Genomic DNA, 23,836 nt, shown 5'->3' with positions numbered 1-23,836 from the left:
GTTCGCGAGAGCGGGACGGAGCCCTTGGGCACGCTGGGCGAGGGGACGTCTGCGCTGCAAGAATGTCACGCTCTTTTAGGTGCAAAGGGATCCTTAGTATGCAAGCCATCACCCTGCTCGGCTCCACCGGCTCGATTGGCACCCAAACTCTGGACTTGGTGGCCCAGTATCCAGAGCGTTTCCAGGTTGTCGGCCTAACCAGCTACAGCAATGTCGTCCTTTTGGCCGAGCAAGTGCGGCAGTTTCGGCCCCAGATTGTGGCCATTGGCCGGGAGGAGCTGCTGCCGGAACTGCGGTCGCTGCTGACCGGGATGCGACCGCTGCCCGAGTTGGTGGCAGGCACGGAGGGGCTGTGTCAGGTGGCGGCTCACCCCGCGGCCCAGCGGGTGGTGACCGGGATCGTCGGCTGTGCCGGCCTCTTGCCCACGCTGGCCGCCATCCGCGCCGGCAAGGACATTGCCCTGGCCAACAAAGAGACCCTGGTGGCAGGCGGCCCGGTGGTGCTGCCCCTGGTGCAAAAGCACGGCGTCAAGCTCATCCCGGTGGACTCGGAGCATTCGGCCATCTTCCAATGTTTGCAGGGGGTGCCAGCGGGATCCCTGCGCCGCATCTGGCTGACAGCCTCAGGGGGGGCCTTTCGCGATTGGCCTGCCGAGCAACTGGATCGGGCAACTCTGGCGGATGCCCTCAAACACCCCAACTGGGTGATGGGGCGCAAGATCACCATCGACTCGGCCACCCTGATGAACAAGGGCTTGGAGGTGATCGAGGCCCACTGGCTGTTTGGTTTGGATTATGACCGGATCGAGATCCTCATCCACCCCCAGAGCATCGTTCACTCCCTGATTGAGCTGGCCGATACCTCGGTTCTGGCCCAGTTGGGCTGGCCGGATATGCACCTGCCCATTCTCTACGGCCTCAGTTGGCCGGAGCGCCTAACCACCCCTTGGGATCCCCTCGACTTGGTCAAGCTGGGATCCCTCACTTTTAAGGCGCCGGATCACCGCAAGTATCCCTGCATGGAGCTGGCCTATGCCGCCGGGCGGGCGGGCGGGACGCTGCCGGCGGTGTTGAATGCGGCTAACGAGGCAGCCGTGGCCTTGTTCTTGCAAGAGCGCATTCGTTTTTTGGATATCCCCCGCCTTCTGGAACGGGTCTGTGAGCGGCACCAGGTCATCCCCGCCCCCAGCCTGGAGGACATTTTGCAAGCAGATGCCTGGGCGCGCCAGCAGGTGGAACTCTTGGCGCAGCAGGCCCCGGCCCAGGTTCTGGCCTAATCCCTACCGGGGGGATCCGGCCCAGCGCTAGAGTGGGAAGAAGCTGGAGGAGCACCTGAGTGGCGGGATCCCATCTCCGACAACTGGCCCATTATCTGCGCCCCTATCGGCGCCAGGTGGTGCTGGGCATTGGATCCCTGCTGGTGGTGAACGGGCTGGGGGTGTTCCTGCCCTGGTATGTCAAGCTGGCCATCGATGATCTCAGCCAGAACCTGGCCGCGCTGTCGCCCAGCCACATTGCCCTCTACGCTCTGGTGGTGCTGGTTGTCTCCACCCTGATGATGGGCATTCGCATTGCCTCGCGGGTGTGGATGTTTGGCGTAGGGCGGCAGGTGGAGTTTCGCCTCAAGCAGGCCATCTTCGAGCATTTGCTTACCCTGCAGCCTTCCTACTTTGCCCAGCAGACCATCGGGGATATTCTCACCCGCATCACCAGCGATGTGGAAAATGTCCGCCGCCTACTGGGCTTTGCCCTGCTCAATTTGGCCAATACAATCTTTGCCTACGGCACTACGCTGCCGGCCATGTTGGGTATTGAGCCGCGTCTAAGCGCCCTGGCCCTATCGGTGTTTCCGGTGATGCTGGGGCTGGTGAAGTTGACCAGCACCCGTCTGCAGCAGGAGCAGCTTCAGGTGCAGCAGGAGCTGGCCAATCTGAGCGATCTCATCCAGGAGGATATGAACGGCATCACCCTGATCAAGGTCTATGCCCAGGAAGAGCACGAGCAGCGGGAGTTTCGCCGCCGCAACGAGCGGCTGCTGCAGGCCAATTTGCGCTTGGCCCTCACCCGCAACCTGCTTTTCCCCTCCCTGGTGGCTTTGGTTAGCCTGAGCCTGCTGCTGTTGTTGGCAGTGGGGGGGCCGCAGATTGCCGCGGGGCGGCTGACGATTGGGGATTTTTCTGCTCTCACCCTCTACGTGGAACGGCTGGTATTTCCCACCGCTTTGCTGGGCTTTACCATCACCGCCTACCAGCGGGGCCAGGTCAGCCTGGAGCGGATCGACGCCTTGCTGCGGGTGGAGCCCACCATCCGCGATGCCCCCCAGGCTCTGCCGCTGCCTCTGGAAAAGGTGCAGGGGCGTATCGAGGCTAGGGGGCTGACTTTTGCCTATGCCAATACGGGTTCCGCAACGCCGGCGCTGCAGGATCTGCACTTTTGCATCGAGCCGGGGCAACTGGTGGCGGTGGTGGGGCCGATTGGGGCGGGCAAGTCCACCCTGGCCAATGCCCTGCCCCGCCTGCTGGAGATCCAGCCGGGGCAAGTGTTTCTGGATGGGCAGGATATTACCCAGCTTCAACTGGGATCCCTGCGCCGCGCCATTGCCTACGTGCCCCAGGAGAGCTTTTTGTTTAGCGCCACCGTTCGGGATAACATCCGCTACGGCAAGCCAGACGCCGAAGATTGCGAGGTGGAATGGGCCGCCAAGGCCGCCCACATCCACGATGAGATCCTCCACTTTCCCAAGGGCTACGACACCTTGGTGGGGGAGCGGGGCATCACCCTTTCCGGCGGCCAACGGCAGCGGGTGGCCCTGGCGCGGGCCCTGCTGGTGGACACGCCGATTTTGATTTTGGATGACTGCCTCTCCAGCGTGGACAACCAGACGGCCCAGGCCATTCTCTGCCACCTGCGCCAGGCCACGGACCAGAAAACGGTGATCTTGATTACCCATCGCCTCACGGCGGCGGTGGAGGCGGATCAGATCTGGGTCATGGACCAAGGTCGCATCGTGCAGCAGGGATACCATGCCCAGTTGTTGGCCGATGCCGACGGCCTCTACGCCCGCCTCTGGGCCAAGCAAAAGCTGGAAGAGGCCCTGGCCTAGGTTTTCTCTGGCCAGAAAGCCGGCCCAGCGGCTACCCTAAGCTGCAAGGCTGTGGGGAGGGGCAAAAGCATGGGAAGCAACGGGATCGATCTACGCCAATTGCTCGGCCAAGCCGGGATCCAACCCCAGTTGGTCCAGGGATCCCTAGAGGGGGTGCAGGTCAGGGGTCTGTGCACCGATTCGCGCCAGGTGCAGGCCGGGGATCTGTTTTTGGGGATGCCGGGATCCCACGTCGATGGCGGCGAGTTTGTCCGGGCGGCGCTTACCGGAGGAGCGGCGGCGGCCCTCATCTCGCAGGAGGCGTGGAAGCAAGTCAGCGGAGAGGCTGAAGGGAGCAGTCAGCCCATTTTGGTGTGGCCCCGCGCCGGTTTGAACCGGGCTGTGGCCCAGGTGGCGGCAGCCTTCTATGGTTTTCCGGCCCGCCAGCTCATCCTGGTAGGGGTGACGGGCACCAACGGCAAAACCACCACCACCCATCTCATCGAACATCTGCTGCAGGCTGCCGGTCGCCCCACTGCCTTGCTGGGCACCCTCTACAACCGCTGGCCCGGCCACTGCCAGGTAGCCCCCCACACCACCCTGTTTCCGCTGGAGCTGCAGCGCAGCCTGAGAGAAGCCAAGGCAGCCGGCGCCGAGGTGGCGGTGATGGAGGTCAGCTCCCATGCCCTGGCCCAGGATCGGGCTTGGGGGTGTAGCTTTGCCGCTGCCGTCTGGACCAACCTCACCCAGGATCACCTGGATTTCCACGGCAGCATGGAAAACTACTGGCAGGCCAAAGCCACCCTGTTCCGGCCGGAGTACTTGCAGGGGCGAGCGGTGGTCAACGCCGACGACGAGGGGGGACGGCGGCTGCTCGAGGCCATCCCAGCCCCTCTAGAACCCTGGGCCTACTCCCTGCAGCCCCTCGAAGGGATCCCTGCCCTCTGGCCCAGTGACGTTCAACTTCACCCCAACGGCCTGCAGGCGACTCTGCACACCCCTCTGGGCAGCTTTGCCGTGGCAGCGCCCCTGGTGGGATCCTTCAACTTGGCCAACCTGCTGGCGGCAGTAGGGGTGGCGCTGCACCTGGGGATCCCTGTTGAGGTTATCCAGTCGGCCCTGCCCCATTTTCCCGGTGTGCCGGGGCGGATGGAGCGGGTGAGCCTGCCGGGGCAGGACATCACGGTGATCGTAGACTATGCCCACACCCCCGATGGGCTGGAAAACCTGCTCAAGGCCCTGCGCCCCCAAGTTCAAGGCCGGCTGATCTGCGTCTTTGGCTGCGGCGGGGATCGCGACCGGGGCAAGCGCCCGCAGATGGGCCGCATTGCTGCCACCTGGGCCGATCGGGTGGTGGTGACCTCCGACAACCCCCGCACCGAGGATCCGCAGCAGATCCTGCAGGACATTTTGGCCGGGATCCCTGGATCCCCCTGGGCGGTGGAGGTGGATCGGCGCCAAGCCATCCGCCTGGCCATCCTGGAGGCCCAGCCGGGCGATACAGTCGTGATTGCCGGCAAAGGCCACGAAGACTACCAGATCCTGGGCACCGAAAAAATCCACTTCGACGACCGGGAAGAAGCCCGCGCCGCCCTGTCCCTAACTCCCCTCTCCCTCAGGGAGAGGGGCCGGGGGTGAGGGTTGACTCCCTCAGGGAGAGGGGCCGGGGGTGGTCGCGCTAGCGGCGCGGAGCGCCTGGGTTGACTCCCTCAGGGAGAGGGGCTGGGGGTGAGGGTTAAGCTACTCCTGCCCTCTGTTCTGCAGCATCAGCTCCACAAACTCCCGGAAGAGATGGTCGGCATCGTGGGGGCCGGGGCTGGCCTCTGGGTGATACTGCACGGAAAAGAGGGGTAACTGGCGGTGGCGGATCCCGGCCACGGTGCGGTCATTGAAGTTAAGGTAAGTAACTTCTACTTCCTCAGCCGGGATCGAAGCGGCCTCCACCGCAAAGCCGTGGTTTTGGCTGGTGATCTCCACTTCCTTCTCCAGCCCACAGGGGTGGTTGAGGCCGCGGTGGCCGAACTTGAGCTTGTAGGTGGATCCGCCCAAGGCCAAGCTGAGGATCTGGTGGCCCAGACAGATGCCAAACATCGACTTCCCGCTTTGCAGCAGCGCCTGGGTGGTGCGGATGGCCGTCGTCTCTGCCGCCGGATCCCCGGGCCCGTTGGAGAGGAAGATCCCATCCGGGTTGTAACTCAAGATCTCCTCAGGGCTGGCGTGGGCCGGCAACACCATCACGCGGCAGCCATAGCGAGCCAGGCGGCGCAAGATGTTGCGCTTGATGCCAAAATCCAGCGCCACCACCCGCAAGGGGGGATCCGGGATCCGGATCCCTTGGCTGCGGCCATAGTCCCAATCGGCGGGGGTGGGCTCCAGCCACTCGTAGGGCTTGGGCGTTGTAACCTCTGCCACCAGGCTCAGCCCCTGCATGGCAGGGGCCTGGCGCACCCGCTCCAGCAGCGCCTGCGGATCCAAGATCTCCGTCGAAATGGCCCCGTTCATCACCCCCTGGGAGCGCAGCCGCCGCGTCAGGGCCCGCGTATCCACCCCGGCAATCCCCGGGATCCCGTGCTGCTTGAGGTAGTCAGGCAGCGTCCCCGTAGCGCGCCAGGAGCTGGCCAGGCGCGACACGTTGCGGGCAATGATCCCGGCGGCTTGGGGCCGGGCCGACTCCTGATCCAGCTCGTTGATCCCGGTGTTCCCCAACTCCGGGCAGGTGAACGTGATCAACTGCCCCCGGTAGCTTGGATCCGTCATCACCTCCTGGTAGCCGGTCATGCCCGTGTTGAACACCACCTCACCCACCGCCGTGCCCTCTGCTCCAAACGACCAGCCGGCAAAGGCCGTGCCATCGGCCAGCACCAGCAGAGCCGGCTGCCGAGCGTGCCAGGGGAAGACTTTTTCCGGAACTTCAAGAGTTAGGGAGACCATAACCAGTGAACCTACAGCAAACAACCACAAGCCACCCATAGCTCCCCTCTCCCCTTGGGAGAGGGGCCGGGGGTGAGGGCTGACTCCCCTTGGGAGAGGGATCGGGGGTGGTCGCGTGAGCGGCGCGGAGCGCTTGGGCTGGGAGAGGGGCTGGGATCGGCAGCCCGACCATCCTACCCCAACTAGCCTTCCTCTGCCTCGTTGGTCACGTTGCCACACTCAGGGTTATTGTCCTTGCGGAGGGTGCCGATCAAAGTGCTCACCACCACGCAGCGGTTTTCGCCCTGGGAGTAGGTGCTGCTAACCACAAAGCGCCCCAACTGACGCGCCCGCCCTTCCGAGTCGAAAACAGCCCTCCCTCTTTCGTTGGCAAAGGTACTAGTTACAGTTACAAAATTATTCAGGCGCACCCGCTGGCACGGGATCGGCTCATCGCAATGGCCTTCCTCGTCTTGGATCACCAACGTGGGGACACTTGGATCTGAGTTGTCGATTTCAACCACCCAAGCGCGGCCTTGAAGAGAAGCTCTGGCGTTGGTGCGGGCGGTGCGCAGGGCTCGCTCCACCTTGTTTTGTGCGTCCTCTAATTGGATGCGCGCCCAGATGTTGATCCCGGAAGGGACGGCCAGCCTGGCCACAATGCCGATAATGACCACCACCGCCAGGACCTCCGTCAGCGTGAAGCCCTGGGATCGAAGCGGCCGCGCCGGGCCAATGGTTTTTTTCTCCAAGGCCAACATGGTGGACATTCCCCCTAGGAGAGTTGACGGTTGATAACACCGCGGGCAAGAACCCGAGTTTGCAGCGGCAGCAGGTAGCGCGACACCTCTGAGATATCGACGCTGGTGGCATCCTCAATGTAGCGACGGAAGAGGCCGGGGTTGGCCCGCTCCATGGCCGTGGCCGTGATGTTGATGACCACATCCTGGGGTCGGTCGGCGCCGGGGCTGCGCCGCACGCAGACGTAGAAGCCCACGTCGTTCTGGTTATCTGCCAACCCTGAGAAGGTGACGCCGTTGGGTTTGCCGCCGCCAAAGGCATAGCCCTGCGGGCAAGCGGGTGCAACCTGCGGACTCCCCTCCCGGCTGCTGAAGATGTTCGAGACCAGAGTTATCAGGCGAGGGCCATCCGCCCTGCTGGCAATGGGGATCTGGCGTGCTCGGGCCTGCTCGGAAGGCCAAGCAAGGAAACCTTCCCGGAACGGATCGGGATCTTCAACAAAGAACGGGCTGCGACCAGCGCAGTCATTTTGACCCTGAGTGTTGAGGGGTCGTAACTCAAAACGCTCGATCCGCGCGTTGCCTTCCCAAGGAGTGTCCCCTGTTGGGTTGCCGGCGTTGTTGTAGTTGCGGCGCAGGTAGTACACCACCAGGGTGTAAATGCCGCGGCGGCTGAGCAGCGTTTCCCAATCCGCATTTCTGCCGTTTGTGAGCGGGAACCCAGCAGGTGGTTCAGCAGGCAAGGTAGCACGGCCTTCGCGAATCTGTTGCAAGGTGGGGTTGCCCGCGTAGCATCCCCGCGGGATCGGTTCCAGCTTCCAAAGGGCAACAACCGGGATAGCGTCATCGGGGCGGCGGATCCAGCCTGGCTCGTAAAGCCGCTGGGTAACATCTGGGATCCCGTCTCCGTTGGGCTGTTCGGTGTCGTTGTAAATGTAGAGAGCTTCTGCCAGATCCTGCTGGATATATTCCATGGCCTGGGTTAGCTCCGCCTGCACCTGGGTGCGGCCCGTCTCTTCCCGATCCAGCCGCATCGTCTCGATGACGATCATGGCGGTGGCCAGGAGAAAGATGGAGGCAATCAGCAGCGAGACCAACAGCTCGATGAGGGTAAACCCTCTGCTGGCTCGGCGGCGAAAGATCCTGAAAAACATAGGGAAACACCCCCATCTTGCAACAGGTTTTGCGGGAAGGAACTTAGGCTCTACCTCAGGTTTCAACAGGACTGGCAGGCAGGGGGAAAGCCCGGCACCTCTCGATGGGATCCGCACCTATGGTAATGGCTATCTGCCGGCAAACATCTCCCAAGTTGGCGGCGGAGTTAATTTCTACAAAGGAGGTGGCCATGGGAAAGAGCCAGACATCGGCATTGGCCAAGTTTTGGTTGGCTGAAACCAGCTCCGTTCCCAATCCAGGCAGCGCTTGGCGCGTGTCTGGATCAAAAGAAAAGCGGTGGTAAACCCGCACGCCCAGGCGAAAGCTGCAGGGCACCCCCTGAATGACCCTGTTTTCACGGCGGTCGATGCAGGGCGCTCCCTCGTCGCGGAAGGTTTGGATGACGTATTCTTCCGGGTTCCGCCCCGGCACTTGAACTTGCGCCAGGCGAAGGGAATAGTTGTCTTTGTGGGTGTAGTTGCCGGCATTTGCATCGGCGGGCATCTCGTCAGGGGGTGGGGTGTTGGCCAGCGGGTCTTCTCCCACTCTGGGCAGACGATCCTGTTGCTCCGGATCCTGAAAAGCCTTTGGAGCAGCCGACAGCTCGATATCCACCAGGGTGCGGATGCGATCCACCTCCTCCTGGGCCAGGCGATTGGCCAGCTCTACCCGCTCGCTCATGGCGCGCCGGTAGGCAACTAAGGTAAGGGCAGGGGCAAGAGCAGTCATGGCCAGCGCCACGATGATCACCGAGGCCAACACCTCAATGAGGGTAAAGCCCTCTGCTGCCGATTGCCGCCAAAGCCGACCCTTGCCCATGGATCCCTCCCTATTTCGCCCCTACTTTAATTTGCCCCTGACCGGACGGATCTATATCAGATCCATATCAATTGAACTCATTGCAGCCGCCAATCTGGGCAGACGGATCCAACGGCACACCCGGCTGATCCTGGAGCGCGCAGCGCAGCCGCCGCACATACGGATCTTGTGGATCCAGCTCGCGCAGGAACTCGGTGCGCGCGTTGGAGGGGAATTGGAAGCGGCTGGAGACGGCGCCGGGGCGGCGGGCAATCTGCAGGCCCACGTCGTAGCCGAAGCGGCGGTTGGGTGGGGAGTAGTAGTCGTAGCCGAGCACAAAGGTTGGATCCGGCACCAGGTTGGGCGGCTCGAAGCTGCGCTGCAGGAAGGGGCCGGTGGCATAGGTGCTGTAGTTGAGCTGGATCATTGAGCCGCTGAAGAAGAGGTTGGTATTTCTCCACAGCTCGTTGAGGCGCAGGAAGTTGTGCATGCCGCCGGCGGTTTGATCCAGCCGCGAGGGGAGCACGCCGCTAACGGCCACCGCGTTGACCCGCGTCTCTCGGGCAGGCTGCAGTTGCCGGTTTTGGCTGCCGTCGTCGTTGCGGCGGCGCTGGTTCGGGTCGGTGGAGGCCAGTTCTTGGAAGCGGGGAATAGGAATGGGTCGCCGCGTCACCTCGTCCAGGATCACCCCTAGCACCGGGTTGTTGCCAGCAAAGCCGGTGGTGGGCCTGTTCAGATCCAGGGTAAAGGGCTCCACATCCACCCACTCAGGGTTATTGCCGCCGCCCCCATCCCGATCAACCTGTACCTGGATGGTGTTGCCGTTGGGCTTGATGTAGAAGCAGAGGCCGTTGCGGATTTTTTCGCTGTCCCCATCGCCCCTATCGTCGATGTAGTAGCCGTCCGCGTACTTGGAGTCGGGGGTGTAGCCCTGGGCCGCAGAGGTCTTGTTGACGCGGGCGTAGGGGTTGAGCACCATCTGGGGTTGGATCTCTAGCTCTGGCCGATCGGACAAGTCTAACCCAAACAGTGGATCCCGATCCAGAACATTTGAAGGCTCCTTCGGATCCCAAATGCCATTCTTGTTGAGATCCTCGAAGGTAGGATCGGCATCTTTAGGAGAGGTACGCAGAGTGCTGGGGCGGCTGGCACCGGTGTAGGCGGTGTACTTGAAGCGGTCGTTGAAGTTGGGGCGGAACACCCCCGGCACCCAGAAGCCGCCATCGGGGCCGACTTTCTCCTCAGAGTCGCAGCGGACGGTTAGATCCCCTTTGAGCAACCGGCGCCGCAGTTGCCGCGCCCAATCATCGGTGTTTGGAGCCGGCTTGCCGGCAATCGGTGGAGCGCCGCTTTCGGCAGGGCGGATGCCCGGCTCTTTGCTGGGGTTGGCGATCTGGCTGAGCAGCAAGTTACTCTTCAGGCCGTTGCGGGCGGCGTAGGCCGGCTCGCCGAAGATCCAGTTGAAGGCGGCCTGCAGGGCTTCGGCAGGGCTGGGCCACTTGGGCGGCTTGGGCACCCCTGCTTTTACCTCCAGCACCGGCGAAAGCCGCGGCTCCAGGGCAATGGTTACACCTTCATCGGCAGCCTGGGCCACATCGTGGACACTGATCGTCTCCGGCTCCGGCTCGGCTTGAACTTCGCCCACGGGGCGCAGCTCCACCGTGTTGGGCTTGGCCGCCATCCACTCACCCAAGGGGCTCTTGCCGGGAGCATCGGGCGCAAAGGTGCCCGGCCCGCAAGGCCGCCCTTGACAGGTGAGATTTTGTGACTGCCTCTCGGTTTGTTGGCAGGTGGGGCTGCTGGTGCTGGCGATGAGGGTGCGCGTCCGAGTTTGGGTAAAGGTTTTGGTTGTGCCGCAGGCGATTTGGTTGATGACCTCGTCGCAGCTAGCCGGCGACCAGGGAGTCCAGTCGTTGTAGTTGCAAGTCTGCGGGCAGGTAACCGTTTGGGTTTGCGGCCGGGTGGTGGTTCCGCAGCTCGAGGTACAGGTCTCGGTGCGGGTTTGGGTTATCGTCAGGCCGCCGTTGGCCACTGTGCACGCAGGAGTCCAGGCTGTATAGGTGCAGGTAGCACCTGGCGGCTGGCAAGTGATGGTTTGGGTTTGGGTTTCGGTGAAGGGAGCTTGGCTGGTACAGAGCGGCGTAACCGTACGGGTGCGCGTTTGGGTGATGGTGGCCCGGCTGCACTGCTGCTGCTGGGTACATTGGGGACTCCAGTCAGACCAAGGCCCATAGTTGTACTGTGGGTAGCAGGTGATCTGCCGGCTTTCGGTCGGTGGCGTGCCGGGGCAGCCGGCGGGTAGGGTGCCTGTTCTGGTTTGGGTGATGGTCTTTGGCTGACAAATATTGGGTTCACAAGCGGGCTTCCAATCTTCCCACCCGGGATCACAATTGAGGCTGACCGCGCAGGAGCGCTGAGTGGGATTGTTATCTAGCTGACTACCCTTGATCGGATCTGGTTCACAAGGTTTGTTCTTCGGCTCCAGCGGCTTCAGGTAGCGCAGGTCGTAGTCTTCTAGCTCGCTGCCATCGCGGGTAGCAAAGCGCAATCGCGCAGTGCCGGTGTTTTCATAGGTCTGGATCTCCACTAGGTAAGGAGAAGGCCCTTGTGCAGGCGCGCACTCCAGCTCCAAGCGCAGAGTGACCTGGTTGCTGCCGCTATCTGACCAGGCCTCGGCCCCTGCCGCATTCGGCCCTAGGCTGAGAGAATTGCCGTTCCAGACGCCGTGGTTGACAAAAGTAGCATCGGGGTTGTCCTGCCGCCGAATGATCAGCCGCACGCCGTCGTCGCCATTGAGGATGCGGTAGCTCTGCAGGCCCGGCCAGCGGGGATAGAGCTCCCCTACCCAGCGGACGACGAAGAAATCGTTGCCGTTGTTGTTGCCACTGCCGGATCCACCAGTTCTGCGCCGCCAGCAGGAGCGCCAGAAGTTGAACCCACTCGGAAAGTTAAGCTCATCTGCATCGGTCAGCAGATTCGTAAAACCATTGTTGCCATCGGGCTCTCCGCAACTGGGCATCCAGAACCAGTCGCCGCGATCCCGGCGATCGGGACTGGCAGGAGGCGGCGGCACCGACAGGCGGCAAAGGGGCTGCAGAATGTCAGACAAAGAGCCGCTGCAAGTGGGGAAATTGTTGTACAGCATCCGCTTGAAGGGAGAGTGGGAATTCAGCGACGTGCTGTTACCGAACTGGTACTGGAAGCCACCCCACCCGGGGAAACCAGGGCCGCTGCGGGCAAAGAGTTCTAGTTTACTTGGATCATCGATAGCGTCGCGCACGCAGGCCCAGCGTTCCCTGCTGTTGGGGCTATTTACATTGCAGCGGGGCGCACTGCTGGTGTAGCCGTTGTTGTATTGACCGATGTCATCCGGCACCCCCTGGGCCGGAAACACCGGATCCGGCCAGCGCACCGCCCGCAGGTAGGGCAGGTTTCTCTCTCGAGCAGGTTGGAGCAGAGGGCCCACCTCCTCGCCCCTGGGGTTGGTGGCAAACCCCGTATTGGGGTCGTACTGGTTCCGCGGGCTGGTGATCCAGCCGTTGTAGTACTCGGCCAGCAGGCCAGCGCCGCCAGGGTTCGGGCAGGGCCCGATGGGAGCCACCATCACCCAGCGGGAGGTATCCAGCACCGGGTTGCCCAAGGCGGAGATGCGCACGCCGAAGTTGGCATAGCCCGTGTCTGGGGCCCGCAACTGCCGCTCCGCCGGCACGCTCAGACCTACCGTCCGGTCGGCTTCATTGGAGTTGGGATCGGTGCTGTTGCGGCCCTCAAAGAGGGTGTCGCGGGCAAACACGTCCGGCCAGCCGGGCTGGTTGGTGTTGTCGCCCAGGTTCTGGGCCCCGCCGGTGTTGTCGAAGCGCAGGACACCGGCGCCAGCGTTATTCGGATCTGGAGCCGGCCAGTTGTTGCCCCGGATCACCAGCGCCTGGTTGAGGAAGGAGGTGTTGCCCCGCGGGTTTGGGCCGCTGCAGCCGTAGTAGTCGTTGCGGCGAGGAGCCGAGGCACGCCCACCGGCGTAGTCCTGGCCGGAGTTATAGTTGCTGCCGCCGCCATTGAGGGTGCCATCCTGGACAAAGCCGTCGTCAATGCTGCCATCGCAGAAATCGGCGGAGAGGATATTGACCGAGTCGCCTATGATCTCGCTGGGTCGCCAGAGATCCTCCGCTGCCCGGGCAAAGCGCCGGTCTTCATTCTTCCGGAGTCGCCCGTAGAAGTTGCTGTAAAGGCCGTCTGATCCGAAGTTGAGGAGAGTCTTGAACTCTTCCAGCCGATTGCCTCCTGCCGTCTGGTGCAGGTTAAAGTCCCCTTGGATGTAGACGGGGTTGTCGGAAATAAAGGAGAGGCCAAAGACGGCTTCATCGAGGTTAAACCCACCCCGCGCCAACACTGCCCCGTTGCGCAGCCGGAAGCCATAGGGCCGCCGATCCGGATCGGGGTAGTAGTCCACCGGTTTGGGACTGAGGCCCTCGTTGGAGACAGGCGGATCGCCGACCGGTTGGTTGCGACCGGGCTGACCGGCATTCATAACGCTGGCCAGAGTGCCACGGGCGTTTGCCGCTTGCCAGGCAGTTTGATAGGCGGCGAAGTTGGTCAAAGGCGGGCGGGCAATGGCATCCTCCCGCACCGCATCTTCCCGGAAGGCGTAGAAAATACCCCCTTCGCGGCCTTCTTGCACGCCGGCAGGCAGCCAAGTATCTCCGTTAATCAAGCCGTTGGCCTGACCATTGGCGTTGTTGGTCAAAAGGGCCAGGTCGATGTTGAGGGCCCGCACCGCCATTGCCTCGCGGCCATCGTAAAACACCGAATCTTTGAAGGGCACGCGATGGCACTGGTCGCCGACCTGGATCAGCTCCATCTGGTTGCTGTTGGGGTGGTTGCCACCGAGTAGGGTGCTGCTGGGGCAAGTGGCAGTGGCACGGGGCAAACGCCAGTCGTTGATGGTGGAGCGAGGCCGAAGAGCCACTTGCTCGAGGTCGGTTACTGCCTGGTAGGTGGCAGCCGGCAGCCAGGAGTAGGCGCCTCGCCGCTCGCTCTCTATGGGATCCGCCTGGCCAAAGTCGCTGGTGGGGAAGATGTAGCGCAGCGGCAGGTAGAAGCGGTTGCGCTCAAGGGCATCCAGGTTGCCTTCACGGCTGGCTCTGATGTCATCCCAAAGGATCTGAGCTGCTGGATCCCCGGCGTTGGCAGCCGCCTCAATCCGCAGAATGTTGTCGGCCAGCATGCCCAGCATGCAACCCGCCGTCTGCAGCGTGGTTTGATCCGCCAAGCTAAGGTTGTTCGGGTTGTTGATGATTCGCCGCAGCTCGGAGAAGTTGCCAAAGGCAGTGATGAACGGATCTGGGTGGATGCGGCCCGCCTCCTGCCTGGGCGGATAGGCTCCGTCGGGGTCGCCAGCAAAATTGGCCAGGTTGGTCAGCGCCGTCCACAGGGGCGTGCCAGGCCGCAGCCGCTCTTGCATCGGCCCGGGATCATACTCCCAGACGTTGGTGCCCTGGCCGGTGAAGAAGTTGATGCCCAGTTGGTTGGTCTGATCGCCGGCGGGGAAGGTGGAAGCCCGCCGCAAGCTCCAGGGAGTGCCGGGGTGAGCCACCGTGGCCAGGCAGGCGATGGGGAAGCGCCCATCTTGGTGGCTGTGGTGGTAAACCGCCGTGGCCTGCACCGCCGCCGGGTTATCCCGCAGGGTCAAGCGTTGCCGCGCCTCGTTGCTGATGAAAATGGCCTGTAGCTTAGTGGGATCATTGGGATCGCCCCCTGGCACCAACGGCAGCGGCAAAGAGTCGGTGCGGGTCAGCTCCAGGCGCTGCCCCACGATCACCCGCAGGCCTTCCACGCGGGCCCGTCGCTCCCAGTAGCCATCCAGCCCCACCTCGGAGAGTGCGCCCGGCGGCGGCTCGTCGGCCGTGAGGGATTCGCCCAGCTCATTTTCGGCCTCAGACGGGATTGTGTCACCTGCCCTGGCGTTGAACTTTTCGGCAAAGGTGGGCACGTTGCAGCCATTCTGCGGGTCAGGCGTCACGGGCGGACGTTCGTAGCTGGCCTTGGGCCCAAAGCGGTTGTCGGCCCGATAGACATCGTCCACGTAGGGAGGGCAGACCTGGTCGGAACCGGCCTGAAAACCGCCGGCCTTGATCCGTCCGGGGTTGGGCTCCCGTTTGGCGTTGAGGGGAGAAGCCGCCCATCCCGCTGCATCTGAGGCATAGGATCCGCGGGTGCGGATGCGGCCGAAAAGGTGGAGCTCCAGCGGATCCAGGGCCACATTCTCCGGCTCCACCCCGTTTTGCACCGAGTCAAAGTTCAGGTTGTTTAGCTTAGACTCGCTCGGCTCTACGTCTTGCTGGCCAGAGTGAACATCGAAAATCAGGGTATCGCTCACCTGCTGGCCGGCGTAGCCAATAGCCCCTGCCACCAGCTCTCCGAAGGCAGTAATCTCCGAGTTATCTACAGGCATGTAGAAGCAGGATTGCTCCGAGCTGATGGTGAAAGCCCGGAACAAGTTGTTGGGGGCATAGCGGAAGAAAAGGCTGCCGCCGGCGTAGATGGCGCCGTTCCAGTTGTAGCCGGGGGTGAAGAAAAACTCTAGGTCGCCGCGGCTGAAGGCCCCCCACTTGTTGAGGAGATCCCGCTTCCGATCCTGCTGGAACTGCAAAGCCGAGATGGCGCGGGTGGTGGAGTCGGCGCCTTGAATGGGCAAAGTGACGGCAAAGACCTGGAAAGGCTTGTACAGCGCCGATCCCACCTGGAACCAGTCTCCCACGTTGGGGTTGGCGGTCTGCTCGGCGGGGTTGTCGGTACAAGCGCCCAGAGCCGACCCTTGCAGAGGGCCACTGCGGATCATCAGGCGCCGCGCCCGCTCCGTATCCGTTAGCCGGCTATCCTCAAAGCCGGCACTGGCAGCCCGACGGGTGTTGAGAATGGTGTAGACAGTTACGGAGTCGTTGACGCCGTTGTTGTCGGTGTCCACCAAAAACCACCAGGCCGGCGCCCGTACCGGCACAGGCAGGGTTTGCCCGGGGTTGTTGGGATCCTCCACCTCGATGTTGGTTGTAATTTCGAACTGGGTTTCATCGGGGAGGATGTAGGGCTCGTTCTCATCCCGCGGGAGCAGCCCTCCCGCCCCGTCGTTAATCAAGGCCGCGGCAAGTTGGGCATCAGTAGGGGTGCCAGCGGGCAGGCGGGGATCCCGCACCAGGTAGTCGATCTTAGCCCGCGCCCGGTCGATGGCGGCGTTGAGTTGTCGGCTAACCGTCTGCCCCGCTCGTTCCACCTGGGTTTGGATGTTGCGCTGGGTGGAGCGGGTGAGCAGGCCCACCGTGACCAAGCTCAACACCAGCACAATCAAGATGGCGACCGGTAGAACAAAGCCACGCTCGCGGATCCTGCGCCGATCCACCGGGATCTTCAGAGAGCCAAGCAGACGCAGGGCAAGTTTGAGCAACAGCGGGGAAGGAGCAGGCATGGCCGTATCTCAGATAACGGGGAAAAGAGGGAGCACCTGTGCGAGTGCCAAGATAGCAACAGTATGCAAGGGATCCCGAGTTTCAGACATCCCCACCTCTGGGGGGAAGCGCCAGCTTGTTCATGCTGTATTTGCTTTTGGTTAAGCCAACCCGCAGCCTCCCACAACTCTGAAAGGGGATCCCCAGTCCTTCAGCTTCGTGGCAAGCTGAAGACAGACGCCGCATCGGAGGCTGCTATGGAGAGTAGGATCCCCGCCCGTGATGTCCAAGTGGCCCATATCGGCCCGTCCACGTTGGTTCTCCGCTCCCGCACCTGGGATCGCTTGAAGTTTGAGCTGGAATATGCCCGGCAACGGGGCACCACCGCCAACAGCTACCTCATCCAGGCCCGCCAAACCCTTCTCATCGATCCGCCGGGGGAATCGTTCACCAACATCTTTCTGGAGGAGCTGGCCCAGCACCAATACCTGCAGCGGTTGGACTTTATTTTGCTCAGCCACGTCAACTTTAACCGCATTGCTACCCTCAAAGCCCTATTGCCTCTGGCTCCCTATGCAACGGTGCTCTGCTCCAAGCCGGGATCCATCACGCTGCGGGCCGCCTTTGAAGAGATGGATCCCGTGCCCCGCAGCCGCGACGAAGAAGAGGCAGCCGATCTGGGCATTACCTACAATGGCGACCAGTCTTTCCGCCTGCGGGTGCTCCGCGACGGGGATCGCCTGGATTTGGGGGAAGGGCATGAGCTGCACGTTCGCACCGTGCCCACGCCCCGCCACCCGGATGCCCTTTGTACCTACGACCCGGCCACCGGGATCCTGTTCACCGACAAGCTGTTTGGCGCCCATGTCTGCGACGAGCAGGTGTTTGACGAGCATTGGCGGCAGCTCAGCGAAGACCGCCGCTACTACTTCGACTGTTTGCACCGCAACCAATTGCCCCAGGTGAAGGCGGCCCTGGCTAAGTTGGAGGAGTTTCCCGCCCAAATCTACGCCCCTGCCCACGGCCCCTTGGTGCGCCACAGCCTGCGGCGGCTGCGCTTGGATTACCACGCTTGGTGCGAGGAGGATCCTGGCGAGCAGCGGGTGGCATTGCTCTTCACCTCGGCTTATGGGAATACAGGCATGATGGCTGTAGCCCTAGCTCAGGGGCTGGAACAGTCTGGGGTTACGGTGGAGCGAATTAACTGCGAATGGGCCACCCCTGACGAGATCGCCCAGGCCCTGGAGCGCTGTCAAGGGTTCATCATCGGATCCCCCACCTTGGCCGGCCATCCCCCTGTCCAGATCCAAACGGTTTTGGGCATCATCCTCTCCTCGGTTCCCACCAGCAAGTTGGCGGGGGTTTTTGGCTCCTACGGCTGGAGCGGCGAAGCGGTGGATCTCATCGAGAGCAAGTTGCTCAATGCCGGCTTTTCTTTGGGGTTTGAGACGATCCGCGCCAAGTTTAAGCCCACCCCTGCAATCCTACAAACTTGCCAAGAGGCGGGATCCCAGTTTGCCCAGGCGCTGCGCAAAGCCAAGCGAGCGCGTGCCCCCCGCCAAACCAGCAGCGAAACCCAGGCGGATCGGGTGGGACAGGCCTTGAGCCGGGTGGTGGGATCCCTCTGTGTGGTGACCGCCCTGCAAGATGGGATCCCGCGCGGCTTTCTCACCTCGTCGGTGGCCCAGGCCAGCTTCAACCCCCCCGGCCTAACCCTTTCTGTAACCAGGGACAGCGAGGCGGAACTGCTTATCCATCCCCAAGCGACCTTTGTGCTTAACATCTTGCGGGAGGGCAAAGGCAGTAGCCTGCAGCGACACTTTCAGCGGCCCCAGCGTCCTGGCGAAGACCGCTTTGCCGGCCTGGCCACGGCCACTGCCGAAAATGGCTGCCCGGTTCTATTGGATGCCCTGGCCTACCTAGAGTGCTGTGTCAAGACCTGGATGGAGTGTGGCGATCGCTACCTGGTCTATGCCGAGGTGGAACGGGGCAAAGTCCTGGATCCCACGGGGGTTACCGCCATGCGGCGCGGGTAAGATAGTACTAGTATTTTGCTGGTCTCAGCGCTCAGGGGGTGCCATTGACCATGCAAGACATTCTTGAGGGGGTCTTCAAAGGTTTTGCCCAGATTGGCGGAAAAGTTGTAGAGACCCCCTTTGATATAGGCAAGGTTACCGGGTCAGTTGTGCAAACTGTCATTGGTACAGGTATCGAGACCACCCAAAAAGTTGGAGAAATTCTTCTTGGCACGGGTCAAGCCACTTTCCAAGTCAGTCAGAAAGTTACAGAAATTGTTGTTGACTGGACTATCGAAGAGGTTACTCACCGTAGGCCTTATTTGATCCGTATTGAACCCTCCCTGGGTTGGGACGAGGCCCTAGTTTTCATCAACGGTTTCCTTAGCGAAGGTGAAACCCAACCTTGGGAAAAAAGACTGTTGTGGGAAACGCTCCGACGTGCCGGATGGCAGGGATCCCTGTACTACCTTTGGTGGGATGCTTCCAACCCGGCGAGTTTGACCTTGTCCCCTCTGAAGCTAGGGGTAGGATTACTTGCCCACTGGGAAGCCCACAAAGCAAAGGCCAAAGAAGTGGGACTGAAGTACGCCTATCGCCTGCTCTCTGCTTTGTCGGAAAGGCAGATTACCCTGATGGGGTTTTCCTTGGGGGCAAGGGTAGCCTACTACATCATGCGCGGTTGGCCCCAGACTGCAGATCGACGTCTTAAAGATGTTATCTTGCTCAGCGGTGCTGTTAGGAGGCAGGCCGATAAGAACTGGAGCCTGCATGTAGAAAATATCACCGGAAAGTTGGTGAATATCTACAACGAAGACGATTGGGTTCTGGCCTACGTCTTCAAAGCCCCTTCCCTTAACCGCAGCCCCTGTGGGATCAAGCCAATTAGAGAGTTTCACCCCAGAATTGAAAACCTCAATGCCACTCACCTAATCGGTTCAGGAGAGCATAGCTGTAAAGCCTATCTGCCTCACTTGGAGTTTCTTCTGGATCAAAAGCTGGACTGGAAAGCGCGCAGCAGCCGTTTGTTATAGGTCATGTTGATTTTTGACATTGAAGCCAGAAGAGAGCGGCGGCAACTGTAGAGAAAGGTGTTGATCTCCAACTCTCCTCTCCCCTTGTGGGAGAGGGGGGGCGAATAGCGGTTGGGGCATGAAGCAGTCACTTAGCTGCGCAAGGTAACCGGAAATTGTTTTGCCAACTGGGCCCTCACCTGGTTTTGCAGGGCTTCTACCTCCGCATCTGTCAGGGTGCGATCGGCAGCGCGGTACACCAGGCGAAAGGCAAGGCTGCGCTGCCCCTCAGGTACTCCTTGGCCACGGTACTCGTCGAAAAGCTGCACCGATTGGAGAAGTTCTCCGCCGGCTTGGCGAATGACTTTCTCGATCTCGCCAACCGTGAGGTCAAGCGGCGCAAAGAAGGCGATATCCCGATCGGCAGCAGGAAAAGGCGAAAAGGGAGCAAATTGCACAATGCCTCGTCTCTCCAGGCTTTCCAGTAAGGGATCCAACTGCAACTCAAACCCATAGACCTGATCCGGCAGGCCCTTTTCCTGGCAAAGGCGGGGATGCAACTGGCCGAACAAGCCGATGCGGGATCCTGCGATCCACAGGCCGGCCTGACGACCGGGGTGCAGCAGCGGCGATTGCGCCTCAGGGGGATCCAGACGCAACTCCGGGCCAAATCCCAGCCGCTCCAGCGCCGAGACCAGCAGCCCCTTGGCCTCAAACCAGTCCATGGGTCGGTTGCGGTGTTGCCAATCGTGGGGATTGGGATCCCCGCCCATAATGCCGCCGACATGCTCGGCCTCTTGGTAAGGGTGGGGGCTGGTGGGCAGGGCATGGGCAAAGACACGGCCAATCTCAAAAGCTTGTAGCGGGCCGTTGCCTTGATCCCAGTTGAAGCGGAAGGCCTCCACCAGGCCGGGCAGCAGCGCCTTGCGCACAGCGGAGTACTCCGGCGAAAGCGGATTGGCGATTTTCACCAGGGAGCTGTCCTCTTCCGCCGGACAGAGGGAGATGTGGTACACCTCCGTCAGGCCAATGCCGCGCAGCACCTCTCGGATCTGGCGCGTGAATGTTTCTCGTGTCGAAAGGGATCCCACCTGCGGCTCGGTGGGCAAGGTTTCCGAGAAGCGGTCATAGCCGTAGAGACGGGCAAACTCTTCGATGAGGTCGATCTCCCGCTCAATGTCCCGCAGGCGATAGGGGGGAACGGCGACCTGCCAAACGCAGCGGGCCACAGTTGCCGTCTCGGTGGCGGGGGAGAGGGCACTCCGGGAGCTGACCTCCTCGCAGCGAGAGAGCCGAAAGCCCAAAGCAGACAAGATCTCTTCCACATCCGCTGCCTGCACCTCGTCCCCCAACACATCGATCAGCCGCGACAGCCGCAGCTTCAAGGTGCGCTCTAAAGGCGGACGTTGGTCGAAGCGGGTAAGGCCTACTACCGATCCGCCCGCCAGCTCCAAAATAAGCTCTACCGCCCGATCCCGAGCCTGATCGAGGGTGGCAAAGTTCACGCCTCGCTCATAACGGGTGGAAGCCTCGGTGCGCAGCGAGTGGGAGCGGGCCGAGCGCCGCGTCACCGCCGGATCGAAGAGGGCTGCTTCCAAAAAGATGCGGGTGGTGGTCGAGCTGACTTCGGTCTCTTCCCCTCCCATGACCCCGGCCAAGGCTACCGGTTGGCCGCCGGCCACAATGAGATGGCTGTCGGGCTGCAGGGTGCGGGTGTGGCCGTCCAAGGTTTTCAAGGTTTCTCCCGGTTGGGCCAGGCGCACTTCAAGGGTGGGCTTTTTCTTGCCCATGACCTGGAGCAGGCGATCCCAGTCGAAAGCGTGCAGGGGCTGGCCCCACTCCAGCAGGATCAGGTTGGTAATATCCACAACATTGTTGATGGGGCGCATCCCGGCGGCGGCCAGTCGGTGTTTCAGCCAGTCGGGGGAGGGGCCGACTTTCACCCCTTCGATCAACACGCCGCTGTAGGCGGGGCAGGCTTTGGCGTCAGCAATGCGCAACTGAAAGTTGGGGATGGGCTGGGCCTGCAGAGGCTTGATGGGCGGCAGGTGCAGCGGGCTGCGGGTGAGGGCGGCCACCTCGCGGGCGATCCCCACCATGCTCAGGGCGTCGGCGCGGTTGGCGGTGGAAGTCAGATCCAGCACCACATCGTCCAGGCCCAGCAGCGGGCGCACATCAGAGCCAAGCGGGTGCAGGCTGAGATCCAAATCGGGCGGAAATTCGTGGATCCCTGCCGAAGCTTTCTCCAGTCCCAGCTCGGCCAAAGAACAGATCATGCCCTCCGAGATCACCCCGCGCTTGTCGGCTTTGGCAATGGTAAGGGAGATGGCGGGCAAATAGGTGCCGGGCGTGGCCACCGCTACGAGGATCCCGGCGCGAGCGTTGGCGGCTCCACAGACAATGGTTGCAGGCCGATCGGATCCCAAATCCACCTGACAAACCTGCAGCTTGTCGGCGTTGGGGTGAGGCTCGGCAGCCAAGATCCTGCCCAGAACGACGCCGTCTGCCCAACTGCGGCGATCTTCGATCTCTTCCACCTCAAACCCTGCCAGGGTGAGGGCTTCCCCCAGTTCTTCCGGTGCAAGTTGGAAATCCACCAGTTCTCGCAGCCACTTCAAGGAGATGCGCATCGCTGAGCCATCGGTCAAACGCCGCACCCATTATCGCTCACCTGGCCCTCTTCTCCAGCCGGGATCCCGGCCCAAAATGTTGCTCTGGCCGGAGCCGGCAGGACAGGCTGGGATGCTAAAACGGTGAGAGCCAGATCCACCAGATGTGCCGATCGCGAGGTAATGAACCATGAGGGAAAACTGGACAGAACGGCTGCGCAACGGGCTGGTTGCCCTGGTGGCGGTGGTCATGGCGGCTGGCCTGTTTTTGGCTAGCCAAAGTCGTCAGGCAGGCACCCACCTAGAAGCTCTGGCCCAAGAAGCCATACCTTGGGAGCAAGCTCAAGCCAACGGCAAACCTTCTTTGGTGGAGTTTTATGCCGATTGGTGCACCACCTGTCGAGCGATGGCGTCTCTCTTGGCCGACCTAAAAAAGGAATTTGCCGATCAAGTCAACTTTGTCATGCTCAATGTGGATAATCCCAAGTGGCTGCCGGAGCTGAGCCGCTACCGGGTAAACGGGATCCCGCATTTTCTGTTTTTGGATCGGCAGGGAGAGGTGCTGGGATCGGCAATTGGAGAACAGCCGCCGTCGATTTTGCGGGCCAATGTGTTGGCTCTGGCCACTGGGCGGCCTCTGCAGTTGACCAGTATTGGGCCGGTGTCTGAGCTGGAGCGGAGTAGACCCACCCTCCCCAATCAGCCGGATCCCCGCAGCCACGGGTAGAGTTTTGGCCGAACAGAAGCACATTCACAACATGCGACATATAGCCATGCCGCTCCCAAAAACTTAAGACAAAGCAGATACGATGTCTTCAACTTTTCCCAGTTGGAGAAACCTCATGAAAAAGTGGATTGCCTCGGCTACAACCCTGGCCTTTTGTGTGCTGATCCTGGCTCTGTTTTGGCCCCATGCCACCCCTGCCCAGAGGCAGACCCTCAACCTCTACATCTGGTCAGAATACATTGATCCCGACATTCTCACGGCTTTTGAGAAAGCCACCAATAGCCGCGTGGTGGTGAGTGTGTACGAATCCAACGAGGACATGATCGCCAAGCTGCGGGGGGGCGGCGTCAGCCAGTACGACATCGTCGTGCCCACCGACTACGTTGTGCCCAACATGGTGGAGCTGGGCCTGCTGCAGCCTCTTAACAAAGACCTGATTCCCAACCTGAGCAACCTGGGCGAGAAATTTGTCGACCTGCCCTTCGACCCAGAGAACACCTACACCGCTGCCTACCAGTGGGGCACCACCGGCATCGGCTACCGCAAAGACCGCCTGCCGGAAAACTTCGAGCGCTCTTGGGGATTGATTTTCGACCCGCAGCAGCAGTACGGCCCCTTTGTGATGATCGATGAGATGCGCTCCATGATTGCCGCGGCAGCCCTCTACCTGGGCTTCGATATCAACACCACTGCTCGCTCCGAACTGCAGCAGATCCAGCAGCTTTTGATCGAGACCAAACGCCGCAGCGCCGGCCTCATCGGAGGCGTAGGAGGCAAAAATCAACTCGTCTCCGGAACGGCCAATGTGGCGATTGTCTACAGTGGCGACGCACTGCAGGCGACCGAAGAAAACCCCAATATCGGCTATTTCGTCCCTCGCGAGGGCGCTCACATTTGGCTGGACGTGATGGCCATCCCTGCCAAAGCCCCCAATCCTGAGCTGGCCAATCGCTTCATCAACTTCATTTTGGATGCCGAGGTCGGCGCCCAGTTGAGCAACCACAACCGCTTCGCCACCCCCAACGCCGCAGCGCTGCCCCTGATCGATCCGGAAGATCGAAAAAATCCGGCCATCTACCCCGATGAAGAAACCTTTGCCAAACTGGGCTACCTCAAGGTGCTGTCAGGGGAAGAGCTGCGCCTCATCGACGCCCTCTGGACAACGGTGAAAAGCAGGTGAACGACTCCCGACACTCATCTTCGTTGAGTAAACACAACTTAGATAGAGTACGGCTTCACGCTTCACAGACTTGTTTGTACAGAGGTCTCAGCGTGCGGCCACCGTGCGACCCACGGCGGGAAACTCTCCAGAGATTTAACTTGTTCTCCTCAAGTGTAGGACGAACGGCTT

The 23,836-nt window shown here is 61.7% G+C and carries 13 protein-coding genes; 7 read left to right on the top strand and 6 right to left on the bottom strand.

Features of this window, described 5'->3' with window-relative positions; translation table 11 throughout:
* Nucleotides 1-98: 98 nt before the first annotated feature.
* From NW858_RS07030 to NW858_RS07020, 3 genes are all read left to right on the top strand, one after another.
* Nucleotides 99-1,277 (top strand): 1-deoxy-D-xylulose-5-phosphate reductoisomerase, encoded by a 1,179-nt coding sequence (locus NW858_RS07030; protein ID WP_414520183.1) that lies wholly within the window; start codon nucleotides 99-101, stop codon nucleotides 1,275-1,277.
* Nucleotides 1,278-1,336: 59 nt separating this feature from the next.
* Nucleotides 1,337-3,103, top strand: a complete 1,767-nt coding sequence (locus NW858_RS07025; protein ID WP_414520182.1) for an ABC transporter ATP-binding protein — start codon at nucleotides 1,337-1,339, stop codon at nucleotides 3,101-3,103.
* Between the two features lie 69 nt (nucleotides 3,104-3,172).
* A complete protein-coding gene (locus NW858_RS07020; RefSeq protein WP_414520181.1) occupies nucleotides 3,173-4,720 on the top strand; it encodes a UDP-N-acetylmuramoyl-L-alanyl-D-glutamate--2,6-diaminopimelate ligase in 1,548 nt (515 codons plus the stop codon).
* 102 nt (nucleotides 4,721-4,822) lie between these two features.
* On the opposite strand, the gene carA is transcribed toward NW858_RS07020, so the two are convergent.
* The 5 genes from carA to hpsA all read right to left on the bottom strand — a co-directional run bounded on the left by carA (nucleotide 4,823) and on the right by hpsA (nucleotide 16,141).
* Nucleotides 4,823-6,013, bottom strand: a complete 1,191-nt coding sequence (gene carA / locus NW858_RS07015) for a glutamine-hydrolyzing carbamoyl-phosphate synthase small subunit (RefSeq protein WP_414520180.1) — start codon at nucleotides 6,011-6,013, stop codon at nucleotides 4,823-4,825.
* Nucleotides 6,014-6,195: 182 nt separating this feature from the next.
* The gene (locus tag NW858_RS07010; RefSeq protein ID WP_414520179.1) at nucleotides 6,196-6,753 is read right to left on the bottom strand and encodes a Tfp pilus assembly protein FimT/FimU; all 558 of its coding nucleotides are present in this window, start codon (nucleotides 6,751-6,753) and stop codon (nucleotides 6,196-6,198) included.
* A gap of 14 nt (nucleotides 6,754-6,767) precedes the next feature.
* A complete protein-coding gene (locus tag NW858_RS07005) occupies nucleotides 6,768-7,886 on the bottom strand; it encodes a PilW family protein (protein WP_414520178.1) in 1,119 nt (372 codons plus the stop codon).
* A 55-nt stretch (nucleotides 7,887-7,941) separates the two neighbouring features.
* Nucleotides 7,942-8,706: a prepilin-type N-terminal cleavage/methylation domain-containing protein gene (locus tag NW858_RS07000; RefSeq protein ID WP_414520177.1), complete on the bottom strand. Its 765-nt coding sequence runs from the start codon at nucleotides 8,704-8,706 to the stop codon at nucleotides 7,942-7,944.
* 67 nt (nucleotides 8,707-8,773) lie between these two features.
* On the bottom strand, nucleotides 8,774-16,141 hold the full coding sequence (gene hpsA / locus NW858_RS06995) for a hormogonium polysaccharide biosynthesis protein HpsA (RefSeq protein ID WP_414520176.1): 7,368 nt from the start codon (nucleotides 16,139-16,141) through the stop codon (nucleotides 8,774-8,776).
* Between the two features lie 237 nt (nucleotides 16,142-16,378).
* Between hpsA and NW858_RS06990 the strand changes: the two genes are divergently transcribed.
* A complete protein-coding gene (locus tag NW858_RS06990; RefSeq protein WP_414335357.1) occupies nucleotides 16,379-18,157 on the top strand; it encodes a flavin reductase in 1,779 nt (592 codons plus the stop codon).
* A gap of 50 nt (nucleotides 18,158-18,207) precedes the next feature.
* Nucleotides 18,208-19,170 carry a DUF726 domain-containing protein gene (locus tag NW858_RS06985; RefSeq protein WP_414520175.1) on the top strand — a complete coding sequence of 321 codons (963 nt, stop codon included), beginning with the start codon at nucleotides 18,208-18,210 and terminating at the stop codon, nucleotides 19,168-19,170.
* 131 nt (nucleotides 19,171-19,301) lie between these two features.
* Here NW858_RS06985 and pheT read toward each other — a convergent pair whose 3' ends face one another.
* On the bottom strand, nucleotides 19,302-21,779 hold the full coding sequence (gene pheT / locus NW858_RS06980; RefSeq protein ID WP_414335353.1) for a phenylalanine--tRNA ligase subunit beta: 2,478 nt from the start codon (nucleotides 21,777-21,779) through the stop codon (nucleotides 19,302-19,304).
* A 169-nt stretch (nucleotides 21,780-21,948) separates the two neighbouring features.
* Between pheT and NW858_RS06975 the strand changes: the two genes are divergently transcribed.
* Both NW858_RS06975 and NW858_RS06970 read left to right on the top strand, forming a co-directional pair.
* Nucleotides 21,949-22,485 carry a thioredoxin domain-containing protein gene (locus NW858_RS06975; RefSeq protein ID WP_414509149.1) on the top strand — a complete coding sequence of 179 codons (537 nt, stop codon included), beginning with the start codon at nucleotides 21,949-21,951 and terminating at the stop codon, nucleotides 22,483-22,485.
* A gap of 115 nt (nucleotides 22,486-22,600) precedes the next feature.
* Nucleotides 22,601-23,665 (top strand): spermidine/putrescine ABC transporter substrate-binding protein, encoded by a 1,065-nt coding sequence (locus NW858_RS06970; protein ID WP_414335349.1) that lies wholly within the window; start codon nucleotides 22,601-22,603, stop codon nucleotides 23,663-23,665.
* The last annotated feature ends 171 nt before the right edge of the window (nucleotides 23,666-23,836 follow it).

This window comes from Synechococcus sp. H55.10 (assembly GCF_047502715.1).
GTDB lineage: Bacteria > Cyanobacteriota > Cyanobacteriia > Thermostichales > Thermostichaceae > Thermostichus.
The sequence above is the reverse complement of the archived record's forward strand: the minus strand, read 5'-3'. Positions and strand labels throughout refer to the sequence as shown.

Bases quoted from the DNA above. Each gene is read 5' to 3' on its own strand.
- NW858_RS07030 (WP_414520183.1), top strand. From the start codon at position 99: ATGCAAGCCATCACCCTGCTCGGCTCCACCGGCTCGATTGGCACCCAA.
- NW858_RS07020 (WP_414520181.1), top strand. From the start codon at position 3,173: ATGGGAAGCAACGGGATCGATCTACGCCAATTGCTCGGCCAAGCCGGG.
- carA (WP_414520180.1), bottom strand. From the start codon at position 6,013: ATGGTCTCCCTAACTCTTGAAGTTCCGGAAAAAGTCTTCCCCTGGCAC.
- NW858_RS07010 (WP_414520179.1), bottom strand. From the start codon at position 6,753: ATGTTGGCCTTGGAGAAAAAAACCATTGGCCCGGCGCGGCCGCTTCGA.
- NW858_RS07005 (WP_414520178.1), bottom strand. From the start codon at position 7,886: ATGTTTTTCAGGATCTTTCGCCGCCGAGCCAGCAGAGGGTTTACCCTC.
- NW858_RS07000 (WP_414520177.1), bottom strand. From the start codon at position 8,706: ATGGGCAAGGGTCGGCTTTGGCGGCAATCGGCAGCAGAGGGCTTTACC.
- hpsA (WP_414520176.1), bottom strand. From the start codon at position 16,141: ATGCCTGCTCCTTCCCCGCTGTTGCTCAAACTTGCCCTGCGTCTGCTT.
- NW858_RS06990 (WP_414335357.1), top strand. From the start codon at position 16,379: ATGGAGAGTAGGATCCCCGCCCGTGATGTCCAAGTGGCCCATATCGGC.
- NW858_RS06985 (WP_414520175.1), top strand. From the start codon at position 18,208: ATGCAAGACATTCTTGAGGGGGTCTTCAAAGGTTTTGCCCAGATTGGC.
- pheT (WP_414335353.1), bottom strand. From the start codon at position 21,779: ATGCGCATCTCCTTGAAGTGGCTGCGAGAACTGGTGGATTTCCAACTT.
- NW858_RS06975 (WP_414509149.1), top strand. From the start codon at position 21,949: ATGAGGGAAAACTGGACAGAACGGCTGCGCAACGGGCTGGTTGCCCTG.
- NW858_RS06970 (WP_414335349.1), top strand. From the start codon at position 22,601: ATGAAAAAGTGGATTGCCTCGGCTACAACCCTGGCCTTTTGTGTGCTG.